This is a genomic window from Metabacillus sp. cB07 (genome assembly GCF_016839225.1).
GTDB lineage: Bacteria > Bacillota > Bacilli > Bacillales > Bacillaceae > Bacillus_P > Bacillus_P indicus.
This window is the reverse complement of the sequence record NZ_CP069296.1, coordinates 3,167,460-3,184,508: the sequence shown is the minus strand read 5'-3', so window position 1 is coordinate 3,184,508 and position 17,049 is coordinate 3,167,460. Positions and strand designations below refer to the sequence as shown.

General features: G+C 44.7%; 16 protein-coding genes. 12 read left to right on the top strand and 4 right to left on the bottom strand.

Features of this window, described 5'->3' with window-relative positions; all coding sequences use genetic code 11:
* The first annotated feature begins 9 nt into the window (after positions 1-9).
* The 4 genes from JOJ89_RS16315 (at position 10) to JOJ89_RS16300 (ending at position 5,172) form a co-directional block, all read left to right on the top strand.
* The gene (locus JOJ89_RS16315; RefSeq protein ID WP_203288435.1) at positions 10-930 is read left to right on the top strand and encodes a hypothetical protein; all 921 of its coding nucleotides are present in this window, start codon (positions 10-12) and stop codon (positions 928-930) included.
* Between the two features lie 126 nt (positions 931-1,056).
* Entirely contained in the window at positions 1,057-1,974 is a 918-nt protein-coding gene (locus JOJ89_RS16310; protein WP_203288434.1) for a diacylglycerol/lipid kinase family protein, read from the top strand.
* Positions 1,975-2,048: 74 nt separating this feature from the next.
* On the top strand, positions 2,049-4,181 hold the full coding sequence (pulA, locus tag JOJ89_RS16305; RefSeq protein WP_203288433.1) for a type I pullulanase: 2,133 nt from the start codon (positions 2,049-2,051) through the stop codon (positions 4,179-4,181).
* Between the two features lie 190 nt (positions 4,182-4,371).
* Positions 4,372-5,172: a phosphotransferase family protein gene (locus JOJ89_RS16300; protein WP_029278930.1), complete on the top strand. Its 801-nt coding sequence runs from the start codon at positions 4,372-4,374 to the stop codon at positions 5,170-5,172.
* On the opposite strand, the gene JOJ89_RS16295 is transcribed toward JOJ89_RS16300, so the two are convergent.
* On the bottom strand, positions 5,169-5,447 hold the full coding sequence (locus JOJ89_RS16295) for a YtzH-like family protein (RefSeq protein ID WP_029278932.1): 279 nt from the start codon (positions 5,445-5,447) through the stop codon (positions 5,169-5,171). The genes JOJ89_RS16300 and JOJ89_RS16295 overlap by 4 nt on opposite strands.
* A 628-nt stretch (positions 5,448-6,075) precedes the next feature.
* Between JOJ89_RS16295 and trmB the strand changes: the two genes are divergently transcribed.
* Both trmB and JOJ89_RS16285 read left to right on the top strand, forming a co-directional pair.
* Positions 6,076-6,717, top strand: a complete 642-nt coding sequence (gene trmB, locus JOJ89_RS16290) for a tRNA (guanosine(46)-N7)-methyltransferase TrmB (RefSeq protein WP_203288432.1) — start codon at positions 6,076-6,078, stop codon at positions 6,715-6,717.
* A gap of 77 nt (positions 6,718-6,794) precedes the next feature.
* Positions 6,795-7,643 carry a YtnP family quorum-quenching lactonase gene (locus tag JOJ89_RS16285; RefSeq protein WP_029278936.1) on the top strand — a complete coding sequence of 283 codons (849 nt, stop codon included), beginning with the start codon at positions 6,795-6,797 and terminating at the stop codon, positions 7,641-7,643.
* Positions 7,644-7,683: 40 nt separating this feature from the next.
* On the opposite strand, the gene JOJ89_RS16280 is transcribed toward JOJ89_RS16285, so the two are convergent.
* Positions 7,684-7,995, bottom strand: a complete 312-nt coding sequence (locus tag JOJ89_RS16280) for a PepSY domain-containing protein (RefSeq protein ID WP_029278938.1) — start codon at positions 7,993-7,995, stop codon at positions 7,684-7,686.
* A gap of 634 nt (positions 7,996-8,629) precedes the next feature.
* Between JOJ89_RS16280 and JOJ89_RS16275 the strand changes: the two genes are divergently transcribed.
* Complete coding sequence (locus tag JOJ89_RS16275; RefSeq protein WP_029278939.1) at positions 8,630-9,703, top strand: M42 family metallopeptidase; 1,074 nt, start codon at positions 8,630-8,632, stop codon at positions 9,701-9,703.
* 80 nt (positions 9,704-9,783) lie between these two features.
* Positions 9,784-10,302, top strand: coding sequence for a DUF84 family protein (locus JOJ89_RS16270; RefSeq protein WP_203288431.1), 519 nt, complete (start codon positions 9,784-9,786; stop codon positions 10,300-10,302).
* Between the two features lie 77 nt (positions 10,303-10,379).
* Here the strand turns inward: JOJ89_RS16270 and JOJ89_RS16265 are convergent, their stop codons facing one another.
* Both JOJ89_RS16265 and JOJ89_RS16260 read right to left on the bottom strand, forming a co-directional pair.
* Positions 10,380-11,312: an aldo/keto reductase gene (locus JOJ89_RS16265; RefSeq protein WP_203288430.1), complete on the bottom strand. Its 933-nt coding sequence runs from the start codon at positions 11,310-11,312 to the stop codon at positions 10,380-10,382.
* Positions 11,313-11,430: 118 nt separating this feature from the next.
* Complete coding sequence (locus JOJ89_RS16260) at positions 11,431-11,748, bottom strand: ArsR/SmtB family transcription factor (RefSeq protein WP_203288428.1); 318 nt, start codon at positions 11,746-11,748, stop codon at positions 11,431-11,433.
* A gap of 159 nt (positions 11,749-11,907) precedes the next feature.
* Between JOJ89_RS16260 and JOJ89_RS16255 the strand changes: the two genes are divergently transcribed.
* The 4 genes from JOJ89_RS16255 (at position 11,908) to JOJ89_RS16240 (ending at position 16,766) form a co-directional block, all read left to right on the top strand.
* Positions 11,908-12,414, top strand: a complete 507-nt coding sequence (locus JOJ89_RS16255; protein ID WP_029565845.1) for a hypothetical protein — start codon at positions 11,908-11,910, stop codon at positions 12,412-12,414.
* A 139-nt stretch (positions 12,415-12,553) separates the two neighbouring features.
* On the top strand, positions 12,554-12,868 hold the full coding sequence (locus tag JOJ89_RS16250) for a thioredoxin family protein (protein WP_029565844.1): 315 nt from the start codon (positions 12,554-12,556) through the stop codon (positions 12,866-12,868).
* A gap of 21 nt (positions 12,869-12,889) precedes the next feature.
* Positions 12,890-13,705 (top strand): DUF1444 domain-containing protein, encoded by an 816-nt coding sequence (locus JOJ89_RS16245; RefSeq protein WP_029565843.1) that lies wholly within the window; start codon positions 12,890-12,892, stop codon positions 13,703-13,705.
* Positions 13,706-13,940: 235 nt separating this feature from the next.
* Positions 13,941-16,766, top strand: a complete 2,826-nt coding sequence (locus tag JOJ89_RS16240) for a DNA translocase FtsK (protein ID WP_203288426.1) — start codon at positions 13,941-13,943, stop codon at positions 16,764-16,766.
* Positions 16,767-17,049: the final 283 nt, after the last annotated feature.

Sequence of the window (17,049 nt, the reverse complement as noted above, 5' to 3'; positions counted from 1 at the left end):
TTACATAAAGTGGCTCAATTAATAAAAGTTCACGCCTGCATATCCAGATATGAAATGGATCTGTACCGTTATCAGAGCCGTTTTCTGCGTGTGAAAAAACAGCAGTGGCTCATGCTGAAGGAAGCTTTTGAAAAGAATGAATTTCACCATTTTGTTAAAAAAGAGCAAATGGAAAGCATGGAAAAAGAGGGGGATTCGCTATCGAGGATACGGAGTTACAGGCTTAAAAAGGAAAGGTCCGGCACAACTGTCACCTATCCTGAAGCAAATATGGATTCACCTGAGCTGAGCTTTCATGACGTTCCCGGCTCGCTTCATGAGCTGAAGGAAATGTTTATGAAGCGTGTCTTCCATTTCCAGCTGAAATGGGCAACATCAACCATCAGGGACAGATCATTTGCAGATCCGTCTCTCTCGGATAATCACAACCTGCAGGAACTTCTTCAAAAGCTTCCGGATCAGCATCTGATCATGTACGCTCCTGTCCTCAGGGTGAAAAATACATCCATTGCCCTCGACACGATCTTAATAAGTCCGGGGGAAATCACGTGCATTCATTTTCTTGAAGGCGGCCGCCATGACGTATATATGGGATCAGCAGAAAGATTCTGGCGGAAAAACCCCGGAGAAAAAGATGAATCAAGTCTCCTCTCGCCGATGATCAGCCTCAGCCGGACAGCAGCCCTTGTAAAGCAGCTTTTAAAAGAAAAAGAGATTGGATTAAAAGTGAAAAAAGCACTTGTATGCAAAGAGGGTTTTGTTGAATACCCAGAGGCTCCATATGATCTGACAGTTGCGGATAAGAGGGCATACAGCCGGTGGATGTACCCTCACGTCCATCATTCAATGCCGATGAAGCATGATCAGCTGAAGGCAGCAGGTGTGCTCCTGGCTAATTGTGTGATCGAATCGTTCAGAAGAAATGACTAATGCGCCTTTTGGCGTATTTTTTTACCCAATTACACCCACTTCATCTAAGAAAAAAGCTATAATTTTACTAGACTCGGAATATCTCTTAAGGTATTCCTATTCCACTTGAAGATAATGGGGCTGACGATGGAAAACAGCATATACTTTATTATAAATCCCGTTGCGGGAAATGGACGGTCTTTGCGTGTCTGGAAGAAAATGAAAGCAGAAATGGAAAAGAAAAACATGGAGTACCGGTCTTTTATGACGGATTACGCCGGACATGCAGAAGTACTTGCCAGGCAAATTGCATCCATACATGATTACCGGCTGAAAACGGTGATAGGCATTGGCGGAGACGGAACGATTCACGAAATTGTAAACGGGCTCAGCGGATTCGATCATATACAAATCGGTTATGCGGCATCAGGGTCGGGCAATGATTTTAAGAAGGGATACGGCAGCTCAAAGGCGAAAGGCTCCATTCTCACAAGACTGAACAGACAGGCTAAAAGCTATGATTTGGGCTGCTGCAGGGCCGGGAAAGCAGACCGGCTGTTTGTGAACAGCATAGGTGCAGGCTTCGACGCCTACGTTGCGAAACTTTCCAATGAAATGAGTTGGAAAAAGTTTCTGAATAGAGCGGGTGCAGGCTCCTTTGTGTACACTCTTGCTCTTATGAAAGGTCTTTTCACCTACCAGCCCGGTCCGCTCTCTGTAACGATTGACGGCGAAGAAAAGGTTTTTGAGAAGGTCTGGCTTGCTGCAGTCAGCAACCATCCGTTTTACGGGGGAGGAATGAAAATCTCTCCTGATGCAAGGCCTGATGACGGATTGCTGAATGTCACCGTTGTCCACGGATTATCCAGGGGAAAACTGCTGCTTCTGTTTGGACTTGTTTTTGCAGGCAGACATAAAGGGCTGAAGGAAGTTTGCATGATGGAGGGCCATGAAATCACGATATCAGGCCCCGTTTCTGTCATGGTGCATGCAGACGGAGAATATTTAGGCGAAACACCTGTTACAGTCACATTAAGGCCGAAAAGCATAAAGTATTATATCTGAATAAATATCAAGACGTGTCCACATGGGTATACTGGTGTGATGAAGAAACAACTATTGCAGGCAGGTGAATCAACATGCTAACGGTACAACGTGCATATCATGCATACCTTGACGAAATGAACTTAATCACCATTTTAATTCCTGCAGAAATGCAGGGAGACGGAAAGAGGACGTTCTATCTGCTTGACGGGGAGACCCGGACAGAGCTCAAGTGTGAACGGATCGAGACGATTGAAAACAGAGTAAAGATTCAATGCAGGTTTGACCCGTCCGTTAAGCCATTCGGAAAACTGTACGAAATTTGTGATGACCTGAACCGTAAAACCGATCTGCAGATGGGGGCTGTCATCAGAACGGATTTATTTGATGACTATTTTTACTACGGAGAAAATGACCTGGGTGCAGTATGCGGGGAGGAATCCACAGTATTAAAGGTCTGGGCTCCTACTGCGACAGAGGTGAAAGTAAAGCTTCTTTTTCCGGATGTAAATAAAATCGAAACGATGCCTATGACGCTTGGAGAGAAAGGAATTTGGTCGATAGAGCTTCAGGGCAATTTTGACAGCGTTTTCTATACGTATCTTGTCTGCGTTAACCTGATCTGGAACGAAGCTGTCGATCCTTATGCAAAAGCGGTTTCCATTAACGGAGAGTACGGTGTCATAACAGATCTGAAAAAAACAGCCGTCTTGAGGAAAAAACCTCAACCTTTTGAAAAATTGACCGATGCCATTATATATGAGGCTCATATACGCGATTTCAGCATCCATCCGGACAGCGGCATAAAGCAAAAGGGAAAATACGCAGCCTTCAATGAAAAAGAGACGAAAACAGCAGGCGGATTATCGTCTGGTCTTTCTTATTTGCAGGAGCTTGGTGTGACCCATCTGGAGCTTTTGCCTTTTAACGATTTTGAAGGCGTGGACGAACAGGACACATCCGCGGAGTATAACTGGGGATACAATCCTCTGCACTTTAATGCGCCGGAGGGAAGCTATTCCGCGAAACCTGATGACCCTGCCGAACGAATAAGAGAATTAAAGAGCGCCATTCAGTCTATTCATGAAAGCGGAATCAGAGTGATTATGGATGTCGTGTACAACCACGTCTATATCCGGGAGACCTCTTCTTTTGAAAAAATTGTACAGGGGTATTATTTCCGTCACGATCACAACGGACTTCCGTCAGATGGAACAGGTGTCGGAAATGATATCGCATCAGAAAGGAAAATGGCCCGCAAATTTATTGTGGATTCTGTTTCCTATTGGCTGAGCGAATATGATGTTGATGGTTTCCGTTTTGATTTGATGGGTATTTTAGATGTTGAAACGATGAATGAAGTTCATGCATCATGTATGAGGATTAAGCCGGATCTTCTTATTTTGGGAGAAGGATGGGACTTAAACACCCCGCTTGCCTATGAAAAAAAAGCGATTATTGCAAACGCCGGGAAAATGCCGGGCATCTCTTTTTTCAATGACCAGTTCAGGGATGTCATCAAAGGGAGCACATTTAACCTTTACGACAAAGGATTTATTTTCGGGCATACATCAAACCCTGATTTGCTGGCAAGAGTCATGACAAGTTCGATTGCCCATTTCACGTCGCCGGCACAATCCATTAATTATGTGGAATCCCATGACAATCATACGCTTTGGGATAAAATGGAGGTTTCAAATCCTCATGAGGCGCATGAAGACAGACGGATGAGGCAAAAACTTGCTGCCGGAATGGTCATCCTTGCGCAGGGCATCCCGTTTTTCCACAGCGGCCAGGAATTTTACCGGACGAAAAAAGGCGTTGAAAACAGCTATAAATCACCTGATGACATCAATCAGCTCGACTGGAATGAACGGGAGAAATACGCTGAAGATGTCAAGTACGTCAAGCACCTTATTGCCTTAAGAAAATCCCACGGCGCCTTCCGGTTTGCAGCTTCTGATGAAATCAGCAGACATTACCGGGTACTCAAAAATGATGGCGGAGTATACGCATATGCATTAATGGACGTAAAAGATTATGGTCCATGGAGACACATTGCGGTCATCCACTGCAGCCATCGAAACGGTGCGGTCATTCCGCTCCCTGCAGGAGGAGAATGGGAAATCGCATCAAGTCCATCGATGCATAAAAATCACCATGATCAGAAGGCAGACTCACAGATCACAGCAAATGAAATCGGCACTTTGGTCTTGTTTCAAAAGTAGCTTTTCGGTTTTTCTTGACTAAATTCGCCTGGAAACGATAAAATTTAAAAGGATGGCTACTTGTATCTGTTTGATTCATCAAACTAGCTGTCTTTTTTAATTGACTGAAATGATGACGAATGACAGGAAAAGCGCATGCTTTCTTTTCCTATTCCAAACTTATAAATGAAATGTTGGGTTGAAATTGAAGGTGAACTGGTTGGAACAACTACTAGGCAGCGAGTGGGAGCTATCTCCTGCTGGCGGAGCAACAGGCGATGCCTATTTTGCACAGCGAGAAGGACAAAAATTGTTCTTAAAACGAAATAGTTCTCCATTCTTGGCCGTTCTGTCTGCAGAAGGAATTGTTCCTAAGCTTGTATGGACAAAGAGACTGGAAAATGGCGATGTGATTACAGCACAGCACTGGCTCAGCGGCCGTGAACTGAAGCCGAATGATATGAACGGGGAAAACGTAGCGGAACTGCTGCATAAGATCCATCATTCAAAAGAACTGCTTGATATGCTGAAACGTCTTGGAAAGCAGCCTCTTACTCCATCCTTGATATTAGAGGACTTAAAGCAAACGGTTGAGTTTGAAAATTTCTATCTCCCTGAAGTGCTGCAGGCCCTTCACTATCTTGAAGAAAACCTGCCATATGTGGATTGTGCCGAAAAAGTGGTCTGCCACTGCGATGTCAATCATAACAATTGGCTGCTCTCAAGCGAGAACCAGCTCTATCTGATTGACTGGGACGGCGCGCTGATAGCAGACCCGGCAATCGATATCGGCATGCTGCTTTACTGGTACATTGACGAAAAAGACTGGGACAGCTGGCTTTCTACTTACGGACTTCAGCTTAACGATCAGCTTCGGGCCAGAATGTTCTGGTATGTGCTTGCGCAAACGATTACCTACACCCTTTGGTACCGTGCCAAGCACAACGAAAAAGAAACCAACGAATGGCACAGCTATCTGCGCCAAATGATCACAAAAATCAGCGCAGATTAAGAAAAAGAATCAATGTCGCTGATCCATTGAGACAGCACATTTTGCTGAGACGTAATATATGAATTCAGTTCAGGGGAATTTTTTCCGTCCTGGCTGTACGAATAAATCGATTGCAGGACACCCTTTAAATCCTGATGCACATCAGCATGAACCATTAAAGATTTCACCACGCGCTCAAGCTGCTCGCATTCAGCAACCGTTCCGCAGCAGTCACTCTGGTGCTCTGACAGAATATCCTTTAACAACTCAACTTGATTCTCGTATTTAAGCGGCATAAAAAGCCTCCTTTGCAAATTCTTCTCTTAATTTGCGCAGGAGACGCTGTTTTCATTCCGCCCGTATGCAGCCGGTTCCGCGGGGAGCCGGCTGTTTTTTGGTTTTGTGGATTCGAAGGTGGCGCCGCGAAAGGCCGATGGGAATGTGAGAAGTGGTGTCACTGGGTGGAGAGGTGCAACAAAGAGTCTGTGGAGAAAGTGAAAATTGGCGTCACTAGGCGGAGAGGTGCCACAAAGAGTCTGTTGAGAAAGTGAAAAGTGTCGTCACTAAGCGGAGAGGTGCAACAAAGGGTCTGTTGAGAAAGTGAAAAGTGGCGTCACTGGGTGGAGAGGTGCCACAAAGAGTCTGTTGAGAAAGTGAAAAGTGGCGTCACTGGGTGGAGAGGTGCCACAAAGAGTCTGTTGAGAAAGTGAAAAGTGGCGGCACTAGGCGAAGTGGTGCAACATAACCCTGATGAACAATAAAGAAGTGGTGACATCTGGATCACTGCTGCCGCAGAAAAAATGGCGGTACAATTGCACGGACCTTTCTCACAAATTCTGTTAATCAATCCACCAGATTTTCTTGCACCCAGGACCGTTTCGTGATACCCTTTTATCCGACATTACATGGACAGAGGTGTGCTTGATGCGACAGCGAAACAAGCCTTGGGCAAATGACTACATTGCCGGGCATTCACATATTGCAATACAGAATCCTAAAGAACAAAGAGGAAAGTGGAGCAAGCTTTTTGGAAACGAAAATCCAATTCATATTGAAGTGGGGACAGGCAAAGGCCAGTTTGTAACAGGAATGGCAAAAGCAAACCCTGAAATCAATTATATCGGCATTGAATTATCTCAGAGCGTCATTGTCGCAGCCCTTCAAAAAGCGGTTGAATCAGAGTGTGAAAACCTTTTCCTGCTTAACGAAAACGCTGAAGACCTGACTGACCTTTTTGCAGAAGGAGAAGTGGACAGAGTCTACCTGAATTTTTCTGATCCTTGGCCAAAAACAAGGCATGAAAAACGGAGACTGACGTACAAAACTTTTTTGAAAAGATACCAGGATATTATGGTGGAAGAGGGCGAAATTCACTTTAAAACAGATAATCAGGGGCTGTTCGAATATTCGCTTAGAAGCTTTTCAGAATACGGCCTGCTTCTGACTTTTGTAAGCCTTGACCTGCACAGCAGTGAGTTTGAGGGCAACATTATGACTGAATACGAAGAAAAATTTTCAAATAAAGGCCAGCGGATCTACCGCTCGGAAGTGAAATTCAGAAAGTAGCTCAGGAGATCAATCCTGGGCTTTTTTAATGCCCGCTGTCTCCTGTTTTTGGTATGATGGAGGAGGAGGGGATGAAAATGGAGAGGTTAACAATTGGGGAAACAACTTTAACTTGGCTTGACGGGGGAGTGACTTACCTTGACGGAGGTGCGATGTTTGGCGTCGTTCCAAAACCGCTTTGGTCTAAAAAATATCCTGTCAACGAACTTAATCAAATCGAATTGCGGACAGATCCCATTCTGGTCCAGAAGAACGGAGTAAATCTTCTGATCGACAGCGGTATCGGGTCCGGCAGGCTAACAGATAAGCAGAAACGCAACTTTGGTGTAACAGCTGAATCCAATGTTGAGCATTCGCTCAATGAGCTTGGGCTAAAACCAGAAGATATTGATTTTGTTCTGATGACGCATCTTCATTTTGATCATGTTTCGGGTCTCACCAAACGTGAGGGTGAGGAACTGGCATCTGTTTTTCCAAAGGCGAAAATCATCACTTCTCTTACGGAATGGAATGAAATGAAAGAGCCGAATATTCGGTCTGCGAATACATACTGGAAAGATAACTGGACAGCCATTGAACAGCAGGTAGAAGCCTTTGAAGAGTCATCCGAGGTAGTGCCCGGCATCACGATGTTCCACACAGGAGGCCACAGCAACGGCCATAGCGTGATTAAGATCGAAGACGGCGGGGAAACGATCCTTCATATGGCAGACCTGATGCCTACACATGCGCACAGCAATCCGCTTTGGGTGCTCGCTTATGATGACTATCCGATGACGTCGATTGAACAGAAGCAAAAATGGCTCGGACTTGCTGCTGATCAAAATACGTGGATCTCTTTTTATCATGACGCGTTTTACCGCGCAATCAAGTGGAACAGTCAGCGGGAGATCACAGAAAAGGTCGAGCGGGTTCGTCCGCTGTAAATAAAAAGGCATGGGGTACGCACCCCATGCCTTTTGTGTTTTATGCAATTTGTTCAACATGCAGGATATTTCCGTTTGTTGCGTCTACAAATGCTTCGTACTGCTCAAGATCCGATCCTGCCATCCGTGTAACGCCGGCCTTGTAGATGCTGTAGGATTCCCCCTGATTAATAAAGGATTCACGAACCGTATAAATCCATGAACCATTAATAGGGCCTTTCTCTTTAAACGCGTTCTTCACAGCCGTCAGTGCTTTTTCAGAAGAAATATAAGCCGGCTTCAATTGATCTCTGAAAAGATATGCAGCGGCCAGGCCAATCCCGATTCCTATCAGTACTTTTCTGCCATTCATCACAATCTCCTCCATCCTGTACACGATGTTTTAAGTATACAGAAAATGCCTTCTGTTGTTAAGCAGGAGGGTGGAGAGAAATAATTAAGGATGGTTGCGGGGGAAGTGTTCATAACTGCAATTAGCAGCAGAAACTCTGGGTGGTTTGCGGGTGAAAGTGTTCTTAACTGGATGTAGCAGCAGAAACTCTGGTTGGTTTGCGGGTGAAAGTGTTCTTAACTGGATTTAGCAGCAGGAACTCTGGTTGGTTTGCAGGGTAAAGTGTTCTTAACTGGATTTAGCAGCAGAAACTTTGGTTGGTTTGCGGGTGTAAGTGTTCATAACTGGGGTTAGCAGCAGAAACTCTGGGAAGTTTGAGGGGGAAAGTGTTCATAACTGGATTTAGCAGCGCAAACTCTGGCTGATGCACAAGGGAAAGTGTTTTTAACCAGGCGATTCCGCTTTTCGCATTGTCTAGCTCCGACTCCCAGCCCTTCCGTCAGAACAAAATCCCCCAAAAAGTCAAAACCGGACTTTTCCGCCGATTTCTTATCTGACTCCCGGAGCTAAACGGGCGATTCCGCTTTTCTTTAGTAGCACGAACGATAAATCTTCTGTAAAATGGAAATATACATATGTAAAGGGGATATGATGGATGAATCAAGAGACGTTAGAGCTTTTTAAGACATTGACGGAGCTTCCGGGTGCGCCGGGGAATGAGCATGCTGTACGTAAGTTTATGCGTTCTGAGCTCACCAAGTATTCAGATGAGATCATTCAGGACCGTCTCGGCAGTATTTTCGGGGTGAAGCGGGGCAGTGAGGAAGGTCCGAGGATTATGGTTGCCGGCCACATGGATGAAGTGGGTTTCATGGTGACGGGTGTTACGAAAAACGGAATGCTGCGTTTTCAGACGCTTGGAGGCTGGTGGAGCCAGGTTCTGCTTGCTCAGCGTGTGGAGGTTATCACGGATGCGGGACCTGTTCCGGGAGTGATTGGTTCCATTCCGCCACACTTGCTCAGCGAAGACCAGCGTAATAAACCGATGCAAATCAAAAATATGCTGATTGATATTGGTGCTGATTCTGATGAAGATGCGAAAGCTCTGGGCATTAGACCTGGCCAGCAGATTCTTCCTGTTTGTCCATTTACGCCGATGGCCAATCCGAAAAAAATCATGGCAAAAGCGTGGGATAACCGTTACGGATGCGGTTTATCGATTGAACTTTTGAAAGAGCTGAAAGATGTTACCCTTCCGAATACGCTTTATTCCGGAGCGACTGTACAGGAAGAAGTTGGTTTAAGGGGAGCGCAGACAGCTGCGAACATGATTCGTCCAGATCTTTTCTTTGCACTTGATGCGAGTCCTGCAAACGACATGAGCGGAGCAAAGCATGAATTCGGCCAGCTTGGAAAAGGCGCGCTTCTTCGCATTCTTGACCGCACGATGGTCACTCACAGAGGAATGCGAGAATTTGTTCTTGATACGGCAGAATCAAACAATATTCCATATCAGTACTTTGTTTCTCAGGGCGGCACGGATGCAGGTCGTGTGCATACATCAAACGACGGTGTGCCATCTGCAGTCGTGGGCATTTGCTCACGCTACATTCACACGGCAGCGTCCATTGTGCACATTGATGATTACGCTGCGGCAAAGGAACTGATCGTGAAGCTTGTGAAAGCCTGTGACCAGTCGACTGTAACTACTATTAAACAAAACTCATAAAAAAGGCGTTTCCGCCAGATTACTTTGCGCATTTTGCTTCGGTTTCCCGGAGCCATGCGCTTTTTTAAAGGAGATCAATTATGAAAATTGCCATCGGGACACTGAATCAGGCAAAAGTAAATGCCGTAAAAGAATGCCTCGATCAGCTCGGCTCTTATACTTTAAGCAGTACGAGTGTTTCATCAGGTGTTGCTGACCAGCCATTTTCTGATGAGGAAACGATCCAGGGAGCTGTAAACAGGGCCCTGCGTGCAAGAGAAGAAGAGAATGCCGACATTGGAATTGGCCTTGAAGGCGGTATGATTGAGACAGATGAGGGTTTTTTCCTTTGTAATTGGGGAGCGCTGTCTTTTCAGGGAATGGATCCGATTATTGCAGGCGGCGCAAAGATTCCCCTGCCTGCGGAAATCGGCAGAAAAGTGAAATCAGGTATGGAGCTTAAGCTTGTGATGGATGAGTATGCCAATAAGGAGAACGTCAGCCATAAAGAAGGCGCCGTCGGCATTTTTACAGGCGGGCTTGTGACAAGGAAAGAGATGTTTAAGCATATTTGCCTGCTACTGTTTGGACAATATTTTTACCAAATAAAACAAAAATGAGCAGATTAAAAAAAGGGACCAATCGTTTATCGACTGGTCTCTTTCTATGCGTAATAGGCTTTCTATATCTGCAGCACTTACCCGATTATTTTTTCAATTTCAATTAAATGCTCCGGAGATAAATCAATTGTATCTGCTTTCGCATTTTCCCTGATCTGATCAGCCCGTTTGCCGCCGGGGATGACAGTGTCAACACCCTCTTGCGCAAGCAGCCACACCAAGGCCAGATTAGAGAGACTTGTTCCGTATTCGCCTGCGATTGCTTTTAATTTCTCTACTTTAGTTAAAGCGGCAGAAAATGTTTCCGGCTGAAATAAAGGTTCTTCTTTTCTCCAGTCACCGTCATTCAGTTTCAAATCACGGCTGTACTTGCCGCCAAGGATTCCAAAAGCAAGCGGTCCATATGGAATGAATGAGATGTTATGTTCCCGGCTGTACGGCAAGAGTTCTTTTTCTGCTGAGCGGTCAAGCATGTTATAAGGAGACTGAATGACATCAATATCGTTATGCTGATTTGCTTCTTTGAGCTGGCTTAAACTGACATTTGAAATACCAATAGAACCAATCTTTCCTTCCTCTTTTAAGCGGGACAGTTCACCTATTGCCTCCGCTAAAGGTGTTTCGTTGTCAGGATAATGCAAGTAGTATAAATCGATAAAGTCGGTCTGAAGCCTTTTTAGACTTTTTTCAAGCGCAGCACGTAAATATTCCGGTTTGTTGTTGATGCGTGTTGTGCTGTCGTCCAATTGTTCGACTGCCCCTTTAGTAGCGAGCTTGAGACCGGATCGAACTGGTCTAATGATTTCTCCAATAAGTTCTTCTGAACGGCCGAATCCGTAAACATCTGCAGTATCTATAAACGTTATGCCCAGGTTCAAGGCTTCTTTCACAAGTTCTTTCCCCTGGTTTTCATCTAAATTTGCAAATAAATTATGTCCTCCTACCGCATTCGTTCCCAAACCGATTTGAGTTACGTTCAAATCAGCTTTTTTCAGATGTGCTTTTTTCATTATATGATCCTCCAGTTAATTTAATGTTCTAGTGTTCTATAAATATCGAACACAATGGAATAATAACACGCCTGATGTTTGATGACAATAAAAAAAGCTCTGAAAAAATCAGAGCTTGTTAATAGCTTTCAGGGTCTGCGCTCAGGACCACGTCCATTAAGCCGGGAAAATTATGGTTTAAATCATCTGTCCTGATGGAATAAAAATGCTGGGATCCTTCAACGCGTACTCTGATAATGCCGGATTCTCTCAGCGTTTTTATATGATGGGAAACGGTTGATTTAGAGATGTTGAATTCGTAAGAGTAGTACGTGCATACTTCTTCGCCCCTGCTTGCTATGCTTTTCACGATTTTCAACCGGTTTGGGTCACTAAGCGCATGCAGCACTCTCGATAAACGTATACTTTCAATTGATGGATGGTTAGGTATTCTCATGAGTAAAATTATAACCCAAATAAAAAGACCGTGTCCAGAATGCGGAATGGGTACATCATTTCTTTTCATAAAATAAACCTGTCTTGTCAACGATAAAATGTAAGGGTTATTATAGATGGGGATTCTATTTTCCTAGTAATGAAGGAGGGCTTTTCCAGCATGAAAAAATATTTTACAGGACTATTATTCGTTTTCTTATTATTCCTTTTTGGCTGTACGATAAATGATGAAGAAATTCAGACTGCAACGATAGATCAGACGAAAGCATCTTTTGAAGCAAAACCGCCTGCAGCAGGTGATAAAAGCGGCTCTATCAGCTATTACTTGCCTGAAGGCTATAAAGCAGAAGCAGGGAAAACAAATAACGTCATTTTTACCAAGGGAGATCAGCAGTACATTCTCTTTGTGAATGAGAATGAAAAAGAGACGAGCTCTTTTTTCTATGATACTCTTCTTGAGCAATACAAAGATCCGCTGGTAAATGAAACGTTTGAGGACAAGGGCCGCTTTGGCTACATCCTGGTGGATAAACTGAAAGCGGACGACGAGTATGAAGTGTCGGCAGGCATCGGCGGAGTGAAAATGACGACGCAGACTAAAAGCCGGGAAGTCGCAGATACGGCAGAACAAATGATGAAAATAGTTTCTTCTGTTTCTTTTGAATGAAAAACAGGCCTCTTTCAGACAGGAAGAGGTCTTCTTATTTTCAGCCGTGCTTTTTCTGATAAGTCCCTACAGTGGCAACAGGGACCAGGGTTTGGTATGATTCGGGTGGATAGATATAGTTCATATTGGAGGTTTTATCATGGAAAAACTGCAATCGATGCAGCAATACAATGAAGTTATTCAGAAGGAGCGGGTCATTTTAATGTTTTCAGCTGACTGGTGCCCGGACTGCCGGTTTCTAGACCCGATTTTGCCCGAGCTGCAGGAAGAAAACAGCAGCTATACGTTTTACTATGTAGACCGCGACGACTTTATTGATTTGTGTGCAGATCTTGGCGTTTTTGGTATTCCAAGCTTTGTCGCTTTTCAAAAAGGTGCGGAAACAGGCCGTTATGTGAACAAAGACAGAAAAACGAAAGAACAGATTCAGGAATTCATTAATGGACTTTCCTGAGACAGAAGGGAAGATTCTGGGATGAAAATGACCTCAAGAAAAATGGCTGAAACGATTAAAGAGCGATTGAGCCATAAAGCATGGTCCACCCGGTTTGACAGGGAAAAGGATCAGCTCCGGGTTGAAGATGATGAGACGAAAAAAGGACTGACCATTTCGCTTCCGGGGATTATTGCCAAATGGGAAGAGAAAAAAGATACGGCTGTGGATGAGCTTGTGTACTATATCGAAGAAGCACTGACCGTTATGAATCATGAACAGGAATTGACCGGCAAAGAAAAAGGGATCTTTCCGGTTATCAGATCCACCTCTTTTCCTGAAGAGTCATCAGACGGAGTCAAGCTGATTTTTGAAGAGCATACGGCAGAAACAAGAATCTATTATGCCCTTGATTTAGGAAAATCATATCGTCTGATTGATGAAAAGATGATGGAGCGTGAGAACTGGACGTTCAGCAAGCTGAAAGAGATGGCCAGATTTAATCTCAGGTCGCTTGATACGAGTGTAAAAGAAGATCATGTCGCAGGAAATGTGTTTTATTTTCTTAATGCAAACGACGGTTATGATGCGAGCCGCCTGCTGAATGAATCGATCCTTGATTCGTTTCAGAAGAAAGCAGAGGGAACAATGGCCATCGCGGTTCCCCATCAGGATGTTCTGATCATAGCAGATGTACGCAACGATACAGGCTACGATATTCTCGGGCAAATGGCGATGAGCTTTTTCGCAAGCGGCAGAGTGCCGATTACGGCTTTGTCCTTCTTATATGAAAACCGCGAGCTTGAACCTGTTTTTATTCTTGCGAAGAACCGTGCAAAAAAAGAAGAACAGGACTAAATAGCTAAACTGGAAAATTTGTCCGCTGACTCCCATAAAAAAGCGGATAATATCGTACCATTTATAAAAATGTGAAACGTCACTGGAGATTTTTTCTAGTGGCTTTTTCCGTTTGCGGGAAACGAAATTTCCCTCTCTCTCTTGAAAATGAAATGGTCATTTATCTGAAAAAGATGCGATTACCTGATACAATAGAGGGGTATGAAAGAAGAAACATTTGAAAGAGTGGTATGCAATGAGTTGGTTTTCTAAAATGATCAATTATTTTACTGGTGAAACAGAAGAAGATAAGCAATTGGAAAAAAGATCAGCCGAAAGCAGGCAGCTGCCTGAACAGCTTCCGCCTGTACATAATGCACCGGCTCAAATGAAGCAGCCGGCTGCCAATACGAAAAATGCAGATGCAAAAATCGCCTATCAGTACCCGAAAGGGAATTTTAAATTTCCGGTCATTCCAGACCAGCAGAACAGCCGGACAGAACCAAGAAGACCTGCTGCAAAAACGGAAAGGAAAGCTCCTGCCGCGCCAAAAAAGCCTGCAGGGCAAGCTTTGAAAAAAACAGACAGCAAGCCTGTTAAAAAAACATTCAGTCCGACAGAAATTCCTTCTCCGATTTACGGATACAGATCAAGAGACAACCAGGGTCCGTTTAACAGCCGGGTCAGTCAGGACGGCGGACGTGAAACGGGAACTACGCTGTTTCAAAGCTATCAGCAGGAAGCAAAGGCTGCAGAATCTGTCATTTCAAGGCTTCATCAGCAGAATCATGAAATGCTGAAAAAAGAAGCAGACCGGCTAAAGGCACGTTCAGGGTCTATCCCTGATGAAGCAACATCACAGGATAAGCCGGGCCGACCTGAAGTGTCAGCTTTGCATAAACACCAAAATCATAAACCTGAAACGTTCTCATTCGGATACCGCAAGGAAGAGAAAAAACAGGATCTGCACACTTCTGATCTAGTGAGTGAACAGCCCCGAAGCTTCAAAGAATCAGCTTCTCTGACAATGGAAGAGGAAGAACATGAAACAAGGTCTGATGTCATTCGTCCTTCAGATCGAGTGGAAGAGCAGTCTTCAGCCTTTATAGAAACAGCTCCTGCTCTATCAATGGAAGAAGAAGTGCCCGAACTTCATGAGCCATCCCAGTCAGTGCAGCCTGAAGAGCCTGATGCGTATGAGACTGCAGCGTCACTTGAAACAACTCCTGCGCTAGAAACAGAACGGGCATCTGAACCAGAAGAAACAGCTGTACCAGAAGTAGAATCTGAACAAGAAGAAACAGTTCATCCAGAACTGGAATTTGAACAAGAAGTTATTGATGAACCACAATTGAAATCTGAATCTGAATTAGAATTTGAACAAGAAGTAAAATCTGAACCGGAAGCAGGAAACCGAGAGCGTCCTGCCTCTCTTTTCCAGGATGTGCGGAATCTGAACGTCCATGAGGAAAACAGATCTACTCAGAACACGCAGCAGGAGGCTGGATTAGAGCTTTCCGAAGAAACAATGCCTGAAGCAGGAAAAGTTCAGGAACAAGCAAGCAGCGGCAACAGGAGGTCAACGGTTCCATTCAATGTGATGATGTTCGGGCGCGATAAGCAAAAAGCGCAAAGAAATCAGAGCGCGCCTGGGGGCTCTGCTTATGTATTTCCGTCTCTCCAGCTTTTGAATATTCCGCCAAAGGAAATTGTCGATGACACGGAATGGCTGAGAGAGCAGACACAGCTGCTGAATATGACACTTGAGAATTTCAATGTCAAAGCAAAAGTTGTTCACGTGACACAGGGACCTGCTGTAACACGTCTTGAGGTGCAGCCGGAGCCGGGTGTGAAAGTCAACAAAATTACAAATCTGACAGATGACATAAAGCTTAGTCTTTCTGCCAAGGATATCCGCATCGAAGCGCCGATACCAGGGAAGAACCGGATAGGCATCGAGGTGCCGAACAGACACAGCAAAATGGTTTACCTGAGAGAAATTCTGAGAAGTCCCGACTTCATAAACAGCCAGTCGCCTCTTACAGCAGCTCTTGGACTGGATATATCCGGCCAGGCTGTCGTGACCGATTTGAAAAAAATGCCCCACGGACTGATTGCGGGTGCAACCGGCTCAGGAAAAAGCGTCTGCATCAATACGATCCTTGTGAGCCTGCTGTATAAAGCCTCGCCGCATGAAGTGAAGCTGATGCTGATTGACCCTAAAATGGTGGAGCTTGCTCCGTATCAGAATGTTCCCCATTTAGTCAGCCCGGTCATCACAGATGTGAAAGCTGCCACAGGTGCGTTGAAATGGGCAGTAGAAGAAATGGAACGCAGATATGAGCTGTTTGCCCATGCAGGAGCGAGGGATATTTCACGCTACAATGAGCTTGCAGCCAAGCACAATTCAGGTGAACATATGCCTTACTTGGTGATTGTGATTGATGAGCTGGCGGATTTAATGATGGCTGCGCCTGCCGATGTCGAAGAATCCATCTGCAGAATTGCCCAGAAAGCAAGAGCCTGCGGGATCCATCTAATTGTGGCTACTCAAAGACCATCCGTTGATGTTATTACGGGTCTGATCAAATCAAATATTCCGACAAGAATTGCGTTCTCGGTTTCCTCTCAAGTAGACTCACGCACGATTCTTGATGCAGCCGGGGCAGAAAAGCTGCTTGGCAAAGGGGATATGCTGTTCCTTGAAAACGGAACATCAAAGGCAGTCAGACTGCAGGGGAACTTTGTATCGGATGAAGAAATTGAGCGGGTAGTAGGCCATGTCAGAAATCAAATGAAGCCTGTCTTTTTGTTCGAACAGGAAGAATTAATGAGAAAATCAAGCATTGAGAACGACGAGGATGAGCTGCTTTTAGAAGCGTGTGAATACATCGTTGATCAGGGAGGAGCTTCAACCTCCAGCCTGCAGAGAAGATTCAGAATCGGCTATAACCGCGCTGCCAGATTAATGGATATGATGGAAAAGCAGGGCATTATTTCGGAGGCAAGGGGAAGCAAGCCCCGTGAAGTGCTGATTACAGAGCAGGATCTTGAAAGCATGCAGGAAAGAAGTGTTTACTGATTTGTTTGAAAAGAAGATAATATTTTCAGGGTGAGAAGGTATTATCTTCCTCAATTGGGAAAACTGTTTCTATACAGTTTCCCTCTTTTTCTGCTTTGAAAAACAAAATCCTGAAATCAGGGCAAATTCTTTCATAGAAAGCCATCATGGGGCAGGGCGGCTGAATGAGAGCGCGCCATTTTGATTAAGCACTTGCCAAGTTCAAGGATATCGTTTAAGATGCATTGGGCAGGAAAAAATACGATTTGTTTTCATCATTCTTAAAAGCCATGCAGAGAATCTG